The organism is Mesorhizobium sp. USDA 4413, assembly GCF_056280365.1.
In genome coordinates, this window is record NZ_JBVPRP010000001.1 from 2,312,910 (window position 1) to 2,325,604 (window position 12,695).

A 12,695-nucleotide genomic window follows, 5' to 3' on the forward strand; every position below is an offset into this window, starting at 1 on the left:
TTCCGCGTCAAATCGGGAGACAACAGAGTGAAAAACGTCTTACCTTCGAAGCCGAATTTCGGAATCTTCGATCACTTGGATGAGGACGGTCGCGACATCGGCCTACAATACGCCGATCGCCTCAAGCTGGCGGAGGCCTGCGATCACCTTGGCTTTTATGCATATCATCTCGCAGAGCACCACTGCACTCTCCATAGGAGGGGTGCGTCGCCAAATCTCTTCCTATCGAGCGTCGCACAGTGCACCCGCCAACTGCGTGTGGGTCCCCTGGTGATGCTCTTAACCCTCTACCATCCACTTCGGGCGTTCGAAGAGATCTGTATACTTGACCAGTTGAGCGGTGGTAGGGTGGAGCTCGGTATAGGGCGAGGCTTTCTCCCAGCCGAATTAAATTATTTTGGGATTGGCGCGGACGCAGTGCCAGGCCGTTATTCGGAGGCTAGCGAAATCGTAATCGCCGCCATGAAAGGCGGGAAGTTATCCTATAGGGGCCGCCACTTTAAGCTGAATAGAGTTCCCTTGACGCTTAGACCCCATCAGCGCCCGCGTCTTCCGATATGGGTCGCCACCAATCGACCCGAATCGGCAAGTTGGGCAGCCGCGAATGGCGCAAATCTCGCGTGCGTAGGACATAGCTCCTGCGTCCGCAAAGTTACCGACGCCTTCCGTTCCAAGCGGGAGGAAATCACTGACAAAAGTAATCCGTCGCCGTTGCTGGGATTGCTGCGCATGATCGTGATTGGGCGTTCTGACACGCATGCCTATTCGATCGCGGCACCTGCTTATGAAACATGGATCAAGAGCTTCAAGTTTCTTTACGAGCTCAATGGCATTCCGACTCCACCAAACCTGCCGCTGACCTTCGAAGCGGCGATTGAAAGCGAACTGTGCATAGCGGGAACGGCAGCTTTTGTGCGGGACGCTATTCTCGGTCAGTTGGAAGTGGCCGGGGCCAACTATCTTCTTTGCCAGCTCGCGTTTGGGGATTTGCCATTGGAAGCGTCTCTGTACACTGCAGTGATGATTCATTCTGAAATCATGACCCGATTTGCCTGACCAGGAATCCGTGCGTAGGGCGGCTCGAAGGAGTTGCCCGCAGCGTTTACCAGCAACTAGCCCGCTGCCAGACGATAGCCTTGCAGCGCGCGGTCTACGGGGGATTGGCATCGCTATGCCTGCCTAGGTCGGATGCCGTTTCCGGACGATGATTTGAACTGGTTTTCTGGGACGCAATCCTTCACGGGACCACATTGCCCCGCGTTCCAGCCCCCTCGCTCAACGTCGCTGTTCACACAGACCGTTTGCCACCGCCCGTCTTGCAGGCGGCAATCCACTGCATCGCCGAGGTTGGATCTTCCAATATGGCGGCCCGTTTCGCAAAGCCGTAAAAGGCAGCGCGGGCTGCGCTTAAGGGCTTGTTCCCATCATAAGCGTCACAGCATGCTTTAAGGGCAGTCTCGTGGATCAGGTCCCTGCGATCTTCGGGCCACTCATCGAGAAAATCGATGGCGTCCTCGAGGTTCGTAATCTCTTGCACGACATAAGCGGCACACTTCACGAAAATAGGACTACCGAAGGCCTGCGCCTTCATTTCCTTCCTCCCGACCTGCTGAACAGCCAACTTGCGAGGCGAGCCTCCCGCCGACCATTGCAGAATGTGTTGTCAGCCCGATGACGCTTCAAGAGGAAAAGGCGGCAATTCATCCTCGGGAGGAACTGGATCGTCACCGGTCTACTGCCGCAAAATTGGCCGCTTCGACAATGTCGTTCGTTCTGGCCGCCGCCGATGAACGGTGAACCTAGTCGCCCAATCCGGTCGTTCACCGCAACGCAGCAAAAGGCAGCACGACATCGCCTGGCAGCGCGCGCCGATATGGGAAGCCGCAAGCTCAGGCTGGATTAATCCAGCCCAAGCCTTTTCTTCAGTTCCGCATTTTCCTTGCGCAGACGATCCGCAAGCAGGCTCCGCAGCCGCTTGTTTTCTTCCTCGAGCGCGACGAGATCCTTCAGCTCGTCGCTGTCCGCTGCAGGCGTCGCCGCTTTCTTCCAAAGATAATATGTCTGTTCCGAGATGCCGGCCTGCTTCACCGCGCCCTTGAGAGTGGCGCCGCCGCCTATCAACGTCTCGATCTGAGCGAGCTTCTGGCCGCGCTCCTTTGCGGAGTAGACCTTGCGGCCTGTCCGTGCCGATGGCGGTGCTTCAGTGGTCGCGGATGTCGACTTGGCGCCGTTCTTGCGGCCAGGCGCAATCGGCTCGGCCTTTGGCTTCCTCGACCTCGGTGTTCTCGCCCTCAATTTTGACGTTTCCGCTTCGGCCGCAGGTTCGGTAGGAATTACTGCTGTTTCGGTTTCCAGGCGATTTGCCATGAAATTCTCCATTTGCGGTTTGTGCAAAGGTTCAGCATCAATGGCCACGACAGTAGAGTCAATAAGCTGACGATTTGACGGTTGAATCTTCTGGAGTTCCTCTGAAGTTTCGCCCATCGCCGCGGCGATGTCGAAATCGCCCCAGATGGAACGGGCGGTTTTTTGATAACGGCGCTTCTGTTTGACTTCCACTATGAATGGTCGCGTTTGCCGCCTCATAGTTCCTTCCTGATGAGAAACGAATAAAAGAATGAAGTCGCCGCTCGGAAATCCTGGCGCTTCCGGTTCACGCGGAGCTTTATCGTAAAAGTCCCTCGACGAGCAAGTGACACCGGGTCGCGCCAGTGTTCGCAAGCGGGCCAAACTCAGGCCTGCGCGCGAGGAACGCTTGAGCGTCCGAAGCTGCAAGGCGATGCAGTATCGGATCAAATGTCGCATCTTGCCGTCGGGGAACTCGGGAACTCTTCTTGAAATTGAAAAACTGCTGCATCTCGATTGAGTTCAGTGCGCCTGAAGAACTCGCCAGCGGATGATAACGCCGGACCTCGCTATCCCTTTAGCGTCTGCCCACAACTATCTACCTGGGTTAGCAGGCAGATAGTTGTGGCGGCTTGGCTTGAGCCGCGAGGCCATGGTTGAGTGAGCTGAAGAGAGCCAGCCCCGCGGTCGATTCCGAAGTTTCCCACAATGGCGAAGAGAACATCTCCACTCGTACCCTTTCAGCACAAGACATTCCGTTCTCTGTGGTCGGCGGCCCTTGTTTCGAATCTGGGGACGCTAGTCGAAGGTGTGGCGGCTGCGTGGCTGATGACGAGTATAGCCAGCTCCCATGGAATGGTGGCGCTCGTACAGGCATCGACCACCTTGCCCTACATGATCTTCTCGCTCGCAGCCGGAGCGCTTGCGGATAACTTTGACCGTCGCCGGATCATGCTAATGGCGCAACTGCTGATGGTTTGCGTATCAGCGTCCCTGGCGCTCTTGACCTACACAGGGGAAATCACACCCGGGACCCTTCTGGGTCTCACGTTCCTGATCGGCTGTGGTTGGGCATTGCACGATCCGTCGTGGCAAGCCTCGATGGGAGACATCCTGCCTCGCGAAGACCTCCCAAGCGCAGTTGCGCTCAACGGCATGAGCTACAATCTCATGCGCAGCATCGGACCGGCGATTGGCGGCATAATCGTGGCGACCGCCGGGGCGGCCTTCGCGTTTCTCTTCAATGTATTTTGCTATGTCGCCCTGATCGCCGCGCTGTTACGTTGGAAAACTGTACCGGCGCGACGAGCGCTGCCGCGGGAGGCTTTCGGAAGCGCGATGGCGGCAGGATTTCGCTATGTGCTTATGTCGCCAAACCTTCTCAAACTGATGTGCCGGAGTTTCATTTTCGGCCTCGCCGCAGTCGTCATTTTGGCTCTCCTGCCGTTGGTTGTTCGCGAACAGGTTAAGGGCACTGCGGTCACCTACGGAGTGATGCTTGGCTTTTTCGGTCTGGGAGCGATTTGTGGCGCGCTCCTCATCGGACGCGCCCGCGAAATTCTCTCCAACGAAGGGGTCGTCCGCGGTGCGTTCTTTACACTGGCGATCAGCTGCTTGCTTGTGTCGTGGAGCGAGCACGTTTGGCTGAGCTGCCTCCTCGTCATGCCAGCCGGTGCGGCATGGGTCCAGTCATTCACGCTGTTTAACGTCACAGTTCAGCTTTCGGCGCCTCGGTGGGTGGTGGGACGAGCCCTCTCTCTCTATCAGACGGCCGCATATGGCGGCATGGCAGCGGGAAGCTGGCTCTGGGGCCAGTTAGCGGATCTGCAAGGCGTTTCGGGAACCTTGCTCATCGCAAGCTCGGTTCTTGTACTTGGCGGACTGCTCGGCGTTATTTTTCGTCTTCCGGATCTTGAAACGCTCAAACTCGATCCGACCAACACGTTTTGCGAACCAACCCTGCAGCTTGACCTGCGACCACGAAGCGGTCCGATCATGATAATGGTCGATTATCGTATTCACCAGAAAGACGTTCCAGAATTTCTCAATGTGATGACATCATGGCGAAAAGCGCGACTGCGAGATGGCGCCAGGCAATGGGCGCTGCTGCGTGACCTGGAAAAGCCCGAACTGTGGACCGAGTGTTATCATGTGCCAACTTGGGTCGAGTATGTTCGCCACAACAAGAGGCAGACCCAAGATGACGCCGAAATCATTGCGCGCCTTGAAGCCCTGCACTGTGGCGACTGCCCGCCCAAAATTCACCACAAGATCGAACGGCAAACCGTGAGCGTACATGACGATATGCCGCTCCGGCCTCATTTCGACAGGACTTGAGCGAAACCGGAAACCAATAACTTGGCTCAAGATAAGGCGGCGCCGGAAGCCCCCGTTTGCTCAAGACGATGGAGCAGATCTTGGGCCAGCTATGCGCCAAGCGCGTAGCGTTTCTCGGCTTCGTCCATGAGGCTAACGCCCGGTCAGATTTCGACGATCTATGCTACACCAATGAATAAGCGATCCTCGTCGGGCTTCAGCAAGTCTATGAGGCGTGCTTTTCTGAGACGCCGCGAGGCTTGGACAAGAAGCACGGGACCCGTCGCGAGCCTTTTTCGGGAAAATCAAATGCCCGTCATGGGTGATGGCGATCTCGACATCGCACAGGCGCTCGATCTGCTTGGGCAAAGCCGGCGACGCGTCGACTATCACCGTTCGGCAAAGCGCTTGCACCAATGCGCCGGCTCCTCAGAACTTCGCGCCTCAGATCTGTAGCCCGCTGCTTGGGAGGTGTCGAGTTGCTCATCGGGCGTGTCGTCGAACGAGGCGTGGTTGAGCCTGTAGAGTTTGGAATAGAGACCGCCCATTTCGATCAACTGGTCGTGCTTGCCGGATTCGGCGACTTTGCCATTCTGAAGAACGATAAGACGGTCGGCACCTCGGACTGTGGCAAGGCGATGGGCGATGACGAGGCCAGTGCGGCCTTCGAGGAGCCTGACCATAGCCTTCTGAATCAGCATTTCCGTATAGCTATCGATATTGGCGGTTGCTTCGTCGAGTACCAGAATCTTGGTGTTTGCGACAAGCGCACGGGCAAAGCTGATAAGCTGGCGCTGGCCCAGCGAGAGATTGCCGCCACCTTCACATAGATCGGCATCGTATCCACCAGGAAGGCGCACAATGAAGCTGTGCGCGCCGACCGCCATAGCGGCCTCGATAACCTCTTCCCGCGTGGCTTCAGCCTTGTGGTAGCGGATGTTCTCGAAAATCGTGCCGGTAAAAAGGAACGGCTCCTGAAGCACCATGGCGATCTGACGGCCAAGTGATTTCTGGGTGAGATCGCGCACATCATACCCGCCGACCAGCACCTGGCCCTCCTGGACATCATAAAAGCGGTGGACGAGGGCCATTGCACTCGATTTACCTGAACCCGTCGGCCCCACCAGGGCGACGGTTTCGCCGGGATTGACCCGAAACGACACGTTCTTCAATACCGGATGCTTGGGATCGTATCCGAAAGTAACGTTCCTGAACTCGATCGAGCCGTCCATCTCGGGCGAAAGCACCGTGGCATTCGGTTTGTCCTGGACCTCAATCTTGACGTCAAGAACGTCGGTCAGTCGCTTTCCCGACGCCATCGCCCTTTGCATGATCGAATATTGCAAGGTGAGGGAGCGGATCGGATCGAAGAAGCGCTGGATGTAGAAGAGGAACGCGACCATCACACCCACATCGATGCGATCACTCATGACCATTGAGCCGCCGACGACGATGACGACAGCCATGGCAACGCCCGTCAGGCTATCGACGATCGGCACCATGATCTGGGCGTATTTGGCGGCGGTCAGATGTGTCTTGAGATTGGCACGGGCTTTGTCGTCATAAAGCATCAAATTGACCTGCTGCCGGTCCATGGACTGCACTGCCCTAACGCCATGAATGGCTTCGGCCAGCGCGCCGTTGGAAACCGAATTGGCCTCATTGGCAGCCATGAAGGCACCGCGGCCGCGCGGCAGCCAGAAGATGCGCACGATGAAGAGAACAGGCACCAGTGAAAACGTAAGGATCCCCAAGCGAACATCGAGCCACAGCATGACGAAGACGATGCCAAAGACAAGAATGATGTCGCCCAGGCAAAACACCGAGGTTTCGAGGAATTCCTGCATGGAATTGACGTCGCCCTGCAGACGCGACATCAGCCGTCCCACCTCTGTCTTGTCCATAAAGGAAAGCGCCACTTCCTGCAGATGGCCGAACGTGGCGCGCCGAATATCGAACAGAACTGTCTCCGCCATTTTGTAGATCACGATCTCTTGCGTGTAGCTGGCGCCGAAATTGACCGAGATGGTGAAAAGGAAGGCGCAGGCGGCTGCGAGCAGGGCCGAACGATCGCCACTTCCAGGCTGCATGCCGTGGTTGATGGCAAAGCGGATGATCAGCGGGACGAGAAGCTGCGTGCCGGTGAGTATCAACATCGCGGCAACCGAGACTATCAAATTGGTGCGGTAGGGCCGCACGAACCCCCAAATGCGTCGGACAATATTCTTGTCAAACGCCTGCCCGAACATCTCCTCTTCGATGCGATGCGAACCGACGACCGCATGGGGCGGACGCCGGTCGTCGCGGGCGTCGTCGCGCTCCGCCTCGACTTCGCTACCGTGGAGCATCAGCACCCCCTCTTGGTTGGCATGTCATCAAAAGCGCGCGCTTGGAGATCGTAGAGGGCCTTGTAGCGTCCGCCCTTCGCCAGAAGGTCCTCATGAGTGCCACGCTCGATAATCTCGCCGTTCTCGATAAACAGGATTGCATCGGCATCCATGAGCGAACTCAGCCGGTGGCCGATGATGATGGTCACGCGGTGCTTGGCAAAGTGCCGCATCGCGGAGCGAATGCGCTGTTCTGTGGCGGCATCAATCGCGGCAGTCGAGTCGTCGAATATGATGACCGACGGGCGCAGCATCATCGTGCGAGCGATCGCCAGGCGCTGACGCTGGCCGCCCGACAGGGATACGCCGCGCTCACGCACCACTGTCTTGTAAGCGGCTGGCAGCCGGAGAATGTAGTCGTGAAGCTGAGCTGACTCGCTCGCGCGCTCGATCCGCTGTGCGTTGGCCCAGGGATCGCCATAGGCGATGTTGTTTTCGATCGTCGTGGTGAAAATGAATGCATCCTGCTGCACGACCGCGACGGCTCTGCGAAGCGTCGCCAGGGTGACCTCGCGGATATCCTGGCCGTCAAGCGTGATGACGCCGCTGGCGACGTCGTAAAAACGAGGGATCAGATGAGCTATCGTCGACTTGCCCGAGCCGGGCGGGCCGACAATTGCAATGGTTTCGCCCTTGCGGGCTTCAAAACTGATATTCTTCAGAATTGGGCGGTTCTCATCGTCCGGATAGGCGAATGAAACATCCTCGAACCGCAAGGTGCCCTCGCTGATTTCGAGCGGTTTGGCGTCTGCTGCGTCCTTGAGCGCGATATCCAGGTCGAGTAACCCGAACAGGCGCGAACCGCATGTCGAGGCTCGGGCAAAGCCATCGACTATCAAGCCTATCTGGCGAACCGGCATCTGGAGAATGGTCATAAAGGAAAGGAACGTGGCAAGTTTTCCGACGCTGATTTCGCCTGCGATGACTTTGTTGCCGCCGATCCACAGAACCAACCCCATGGCGAAAAAGAACGAGAAATTCATCGCGGAAATATTGCGCACGTAAATCTCGGCCCGTTCGTGCATCAGGCCAAGCGCACTCTTCGATGCGCGGTCGAACTTCAGCATCTCGTGGGCCTGCGCTGCAAACGCGCGGACAACCCGCATGCCGGTGAGATTTTCTTCCATTACACGGCTGAGGACGCAAAGCCGCTCCTGCAGGTCAAGCCAGGTGGCGCGCAGCTTGATCTGTGTGATTGATGAGCACCATCCGACGACCGGCACAAAGCTCAGCGCGAGGAGACCAAGAACCAGGTTGATTGAGATCAGCATGTGGGCGCCGACCCCGATCAAAATGACGAGCAGCACGGTGCGAACCAGAGCGGCAGAGAAGTATATACGCACGCCTTCCAGATCGAGCATGCCGATCGTGATCAGATCGGCTGAATGCGCCTGGTCGTGAAAAGAAAAGCTGAGCCGCTGGATCTTCTCATAAAAAGCGACCCGCAGTTCATATGCGACCTGATGTCCGACCGCTTCGGCAAGATAGTTCTGAGCCAGCGTGAAGAGGCCGCGCAGCACGCTAGTGGCAAGCAGCAGGAGCGCTGAGGTCCGCAGTCCCTCTTGCGCTGCCGCTCCGCTGACACCCCCGCCGATGGCTGTCTGGGTCTGGTCGATGGCCTGGCCGAGGAGCTCGGGGATGAGCAATTGGAGCGATGCCGCAACGAGTGTCGAGCCGATAGCCACGGTGACCAGCCACGGGTGCCGTAAATTCATCCGGGTAATGCGGGCGATCGTGCTCAAGCCCTGGACCGAACCGGCTGCTTCTCCATTCGCGGGCGAATTCCCGGGCTTCGTCACGCCGCGGATAGCCTTGCTGTTCGGAGGTGCATTCCAGTGATATTGGGCCGTTTGGAGGGCCTTGAGGCGCACGCCTCCCCCGTCAAATGCCCATCACATGCAAGGCTGGCTATCATCTGCTAGACGCCTGTCCCAACCAGTTGAGCCGCGGCTTCGCCTGCCGGCATGTCTATGACCGTGATTGCGTTTGCTGCAAGGAAGCGGCGTTCGTTTTTGGTCAGCGTTGCCGAATCAATCGCCGCGAAGTGCGGGCCGCTTGAGCGCTTGATGACCTGTCTGGCGTAGGTGCGCAGCATCTGGTCATCGAACCGGCAGCCGAAGAAAAAGAAGCCGCGCTTGGTGCGCCGTTCCTTTACGGCTCGAGGGATAGGAGTCTGGATATCGATTTCGGTTAGGGCTTCGACGTAATCCGAATCTGCGATAAGGAAGTTTGCGGCCGGCTTGATGCTGCCGTGCGGCGTATAGAGGACCGTCGTTGCCGCCGAGTCTGGTTGGAGTTCCGTTCCAGACAAATCGTAGGTTTTCGTCCAAACGTCGCCAATTGGGTGCGCCCGCGTGACGCCTTGAATTTCGACGACATCAGTGCGGCCGGTGTCTATGAGGGCCGCGCGCATGGCGCCATCGTACCAGCTATCGACGATCAGCGAGAGCGGAAGTGTCGCGAGCCAGGCATGGAAAACGGTCGGCGCCACCGGCCCCGCGAATATCTCAGCCATCCAGGCTTGGAGCGTCCGCCGATGCCGGCGCTGCTCGATGAATTGAGCGACCGACCACATATTGGTGCGAATCTTGGAAGGAGCGGGCGCTCGCGCGTTGAATGCTGCGGCAACCGCTTGCGGCGTGTGCGGTACCGGTGGTTCCCCGTACCTAAGTCGAAGCAGGTCGGGACCCAGATACGGGATGATCTCATCGGCGCAGAGAGCCTTCTTCAGCAGTTTAAGCTGCTTTGCGGCATGACTGTCCCGGTTGATCATGAGATGGCCCAAGGACAGGATCCTATTCATGCTCGTTTCCCTTTGACGCTCTCAGCTTGCCGACCTGCGGCATCAATCCTCATCGGAAATCTTTCTTGCCTCGACGGTGATCGGCAAAGGTGTATCTCGCGGAAGGTCGGGCAGAACGAGCCGCCAGCCGTTCCTGAGCGTTATAGACCCTCCCCACAGCTCTTCATTCTCGACGCCGATGATCGGCTCTTCGAGATCCTTCTTGGGCACATACGCCGATAGGCCGGCGTCGGTCTTGCGGATCATAACCTTCATCGGCCTATTCCCTTGTTAGTGACCACACGTGATTTCGGCACAAAAATCCCTGGGTTTGTCGAGGCTGATCATTTCGTGGGAGCGCATGCCAACGACGGTGCCGCGATCGAACCATTCGACCGCATAGATGTAGAACTGCTGGAGGAAGGTGCCGATGTCGCGCACATAGCCTTCATCGCCCTTCCGCACGAGGTTTGCGCCTATCTCGCGACCTGGATAGGTGCCGTCATTCTTTATGTGGCGTGTGGCACGGACCCGCTCGCCCGGCATAAATCGTGGAGGCTCGCGGATCTCGACCTCCTGTTCGCGTCCGAGGCCCATCCCCTTCTCCTTTCTACGGCTGCAGTTCGTTACGGAGGTCATGGCGTGCTCCAGAAGCGACCCCGACCGCGTCGCTAACCCGATTGGAGGGTTAGGCGGGAATGCAGGTTCCCGACACCGGGCATACCGAGGCGCATTGCTGGGTATCGAAGGCCTCCTTGCATTCGGTGCACTGCTCCGGATCGATCACGTAGGTCTCGCCCTTGAATTTGATCGCACTCGATGGACATTCGAACTCGCATGCACCGCATTGCGTGCATTGCGAGGCGATGATCTTGAAGGCCATTTCTCAACTCCTGATTCGGTTGGGACGAGACGCTCAAGCCGTCGCCGCCAGTGGTTCGCTCCCAAACTCGGCGGCGTAAAGCGCGCTGATAGCGGTCTCGATGTAGTCGTAGCCATAAACATCCATTGCCCGGATTCCAGCTTCCGCGAGCTGATCCTTGGGGCAATCTCCGATCTTGGCGCACAGCACGATATCGATGCCTTTGAGCATAGCTATGACGCCGTCGAGGGTGGCGTCCGCGCCTCGGCCGCCGAGGCAATACTGCTCGACCTTGCGATGCCCGATGAAGCTGATCCCCCTGTGAGAGACCTCATAAACCTGGAATTCCTCCGAATGGCCGAAATGTTCGTTGATCCGGCCGCCGCCTTTGGTCGCCACAGCGATGTGGAGCGATTTGCCGGAATCCGTTGCCTTGACGGTCGCGACCGCTTGGCTTTTGGCTGCCACGTGATCGCCGCGCTCGCGCGCGACCACCTCCCGATAGGCCTCGCGTTTGCTGGCGTCGTAGGTGATGTCGTCGGAAATCTGGTCGATCGTGAACTCCTGGCCACGATCCTCGCCAAGCAGGCCGACAGCGTCGGCCCGGCACTGCCGGCAATGGCGCATCAGCTTGACGCCACCTTCAAGCCGATCCTGAAGCGTCTTCAGCTCAAACGCCGTTGGGCCGCGCTGCCCGGTTAGGCCGAAATGCGTACCGTGCGCCGGGTCGGAAATCAGTGGCATGACATTGTGCAGGAACGCGCCGCGCTCCTTTACCCATTTATTGACCTCAATCAGATGTTCGTCGTTGACGCTGGGGATCATCACCGAATTGATCTTGGTGAGAATGCCGCGCGCGGTCAGCATCTCCAGGCCCAACATCTGCCGCTTGTGCAGGATCCTGGCAGCGTCGATGCCGGTGTGGCGGCGATGGTTGTAAAAGATCCAAGGATAGATCTTTGCGCCGATTTCGGGGTCAACCATGTTGATGGTGATTGTCACATGATCGACATTCATGTCAGCAAGTTCGGCAACATGATCCGGCAACGCGAGACCGTTGGTGGAGATGCACAGCTTGATGTCGCGGATTTCTCTGGCGACGCGTTCGAAAGTTGCCTTTGTCTTCTTCCAGTCGTAACAGGCGTCGCCCGGCCCGGCGATCCCGAGGACGGAAAGCTGGGGCACTTCGTTGGCGACCGCGATCACCTTGCGTCGCGCCTGTTCTGGGGTCAGCTTTTCCGACACGACCCCGGGCCGGCTTTCATTGGCGCAGTCATATTTGCGATTGCAGTAGTTGCACTGGATGTTGCAGGCTGGCGCGACCGCCACATGCATGCGCGCGAAATAGTGGTGCGCCTCTTCGGAAAAGCATGGATGGTCCTTGATCTTCTCCCAGACAGCGGAGTCCATCTCGTCCGGCTTTGCGGACGAGCCGCAGGATGAAGATGCGCAACCGGCGGATTTCGCGATCGTCAGCAACTGGTCGAATGATTTAGTGCTGACCAAACTCTCAAGCGAGATCGTCGGTAAAGACATGAACGGCTCCGTTCCGGGGTGGACGTTGCAGTTCAAGGCGCAAAAGTTGTGCCAGCTCAAACAAGCGGTTTCAGTTCAATATGTCGGCTTTCATGCGCGATTCCGCCTGTTCGTTACGTCACACTTTTGTCGGACTTGCGACTTGAAAGCTCGCTCGGCATTGGAGGGTTCAGCGACGCTGGCCGAGCGCCAGCTCATGGTCGCCGAGATTGGGCGCGGTCTTCCCAAGCGCATAGTGCCTTGAAGCGGCCGGTGTGCCGAAAGCTAGGCCGGATGCGGCAGAGCCAGGAACGCTGGTTGGTGCCACGCGGCGCGGCGAAGGGCGCGCCAGAAAAGCTGCTCGGCATAGAGGCCGTAGGCCGGCCGCTGCGGCGAGTTGCACCTCTGGGGCAGCGAACCGGGCAGATGGGTATTCGACTTGCGCAGGAGCGGATTTGCGAGCCCGTCGAAGGCATGCCCGATCTCG

11 protein-coding genes and 1 pseudogene are annotated in these 12,695 nt (G+C 58.1%); 2 read left to right on the forward strand and 10 right to left on the reverse strand.

Annotated elements, in window-relative coordinates; all coding sequences use genetic code 11:
* The first annotated feature begins 27 nt into the window (after positions 1-27).
* Positions 28-1,056, forward strand: coding sequence for an LLM class flavin-dependent oxidoreductase (locus ACVMIM_RS11250; RefSeq protein WP_040985358.1), 1,029 nt, complete (start codon positions 28-30; stop codon positions 1,054-1,056).
* Between the two features lie 232 nt (positions 1,057-1,288).
* Here the strand turns inward: ACVMIM_RS11250 and ACVMIM_RS11255 are convergent, their stop codons facing one another.
* Together ACVMIM_RS11255 and ACVMIM_RS11260 are read right to left on the reverse strand one after the other, a co-directional pair.
* On the reverse strand, positions 1,289-1,591 hold the full coding sequence (locus ACVMIM_RS11255; RefSeq protein WP_040986109.1) for a DUF982 domain-containing protein: 303 nt from the start codon (positions 1,589-1,591) through the stop codon (positions 1,289-1,291).
* Between the two features lie 308 nt (positions 1,592-1,899).
* Complete coding sequence (locus ACVMIM_RS11260) at positions 1,900-2,559, reverse strand: transposase (protein ID WP_476111974.1); 660 nt, start codon at positions 2,557-2,559, stop codon at positions 1,900-1,902.
* 495 nt (positions 2,560-3,054) lie between these two features.
* Here ACVMIM_RS11260 and ACVMIM_RS11265 point away from each other — a divergent pair, with 495 nt between their 5' ends.
* A complete protein-coding gene (locus tag ACVMIM_RS11265) occupies positions 3,055-4,683 on the forward strand; it encodes an MFS transporter (protein ID WP_040985356.1) in 1,629 nt (542 codons plus the stop codon).
* Between the two features lie 368 nt (positions 4,684-5,051).
* Here the strand turns inward: ACVMIM_RS11265 and ACVMIM_RS11270 are convergent, their stop codons facing one another.
* From ACVMIM_RS11270 to ACVMIM_RS11305, 8 genes and pseudogenes are all read right to left on the reverse strand, one after another.
* Positions 5,052-7,010, reverse strand: a complete 1,959-nt coding sequence (locus ACVMIM_RS11270; protein ID WP_476111977.1) for an ABC transporter ATP-binding protein — start codon at positions 7,008-7,010, stop codon at positions 5,052-5,054.
* Positions 7,010-8,764 (reverse strand): ABC transporter ATP-binding protein, encoded by a 1,755-nt coding sequence (locus ACVMIM_RS11275; RefSeq protein ID WP_476117175.1) that lies wholly within the window; start codon positions 8,762-8,764, stop codon positions 7,010-7,012. Before ACVMIM_RS11275 ends, ACVMIM_RS11270 begins: the two co-directional genes overlap by 1 nt.
* 203 nt (positions 8,765-8,967) lie before the next feature.
* On the reverse strand, positions 8,968-9,852 hold the full coding sequence (locus ACVMIM_RS11280) for an SIR2 family protein (RefSeq protein WP_040985354.1): 885 nt from the start codon (positions 9,850-9,852) through the stop codon (positions 8,968-8,970).
* A 42-nt stretch (positions 9,853-9,894) separates the two neighbouring features.
* Positions 9,895-10,107 carry a putative nitrogen fixation protein NifT gene (gene nifT, locus ACVMIM_RS11285; RefSeq protein WP_040971429.1) on the reverse strand — a complete coding sequence of 71 codons (213 nt, stop codon included), beginning with the start codon at positions 10,105-10,107 and terminating at the stop codon, positions 9,895-9,897.
* 15 nt (positions 10,108-10,122) lie between these two features.
* Positions 10,123-10,428 carry a nitrogen fixation protein NifZ gene (locus ACVMIM_RS11290; RefSeq protein WP_040985352.1) on the reverse strand — a complete coding sequence of 102 codons (306 nt, stop codon included), beginning with the start codon at positions 10,426-10,428 and terminating at the stop codon, positions 10,123-10,125.
* A gap of 91 nt (positions 10,429-10,519) precedes the next feature.
* Positions 10,520-10,714, reverse strand: a complete 195-nt coding sequence (locus ACVMIM_RS11295) for a 4Fe-4S binding protein (RefSeq protein WP_040985349.1) — start codon at positions 10,712-10,714, stop codon at positions 10,520-10,522.
* A gap of 33 nt (positions 10,715-10,747) precedes the next feature.
* On the reverse strand, positions 10,748-12,229 hold the full coding sequence (gene nifB, locus ACVMIM_RS11300; RefSeq protein ID WP_040985347.1) for a nitrogenase cofactor biosynthesis protein NifB: 1,482 nt from the start codon (positions 12,227-12,229) through the stop codon (positions 10,748-10,750).
* A 172-nt stretch (positions 12,230-12,401) separates the two neighbouring features.
* Positions 12,402-12,691, reverse strand: a pseudogene (locus ACVMIM_RS11305) (homogentisate 1,2-dioxygenase); the annotation flags it as partial.
* Between the last annotated feature and the right edge of the window lie 4 nt (positions 12,692-12,695).

Coding starts and splice junctions, on each gene's coding strand:
- ACVMIM_RS11255 (WP_040986109.1), bottom strand. CDS start 1,591: ATGAAGGCGCAGGCCTTCGGTAGTCCTATTTTCGTGAAGTGTGCCGCT.
- ACVMIM_RS11265 (WP_040985356.1), top strand. CDS start 3,055: ATGGCGAAGAGAACATCTCCACTCGTACCCTTTCAGCACAAGACATTC.
- ACVMIM_RS11270 (WP_476111977.1), bottom strand. CDS start 7,010: ATGCTCCACGGTAGCGAAGTCGAGGCGGAGCGCGACGACGCCCGCGAC.
- ACVMIM_RS11275 (WP_476117175.1), bottom strand. CDS start 8,764: ATGAATTTACGGCACCCGTGGCTGGTCACCGTGGCTATCGGCTCGACA.
- ACVMIM_RS11280 (WP_040985354.1), bottom strand. CDS start 9,852: ATGAATAGGATCCTGTCCTTGGGCCATCTCATGATCAACCGGGACAGT.
- nifT (WP_040971429.1), bottom strand. CDS start 10,107: ATGAAGGTTATGATCCGCAAGACCGACGCCGGCCTATCGGCGTATGTG.
- ACVMIM_RS11290 (WP_040985352.1), bottom strand. CDS start 10,428: ATGGGCCTCGGACGCGAACAGGAGGTCGAGATCCGCGAGCCTCCACGA.
- ACVMIM_RS11295 (WP_040985349.1), bottom strand. CDS start 10,714: ATGGCCTTCAAGATCATCGCCTCGCAATGCACGCAATGCGGTGCATGC.
- nifB (WP_040985347.1), bottom strand. CDS start 12,229: ATGTCTTTACCGACGATCTCGCTTGAGAGTTTGGTCAGCACTAAATCA.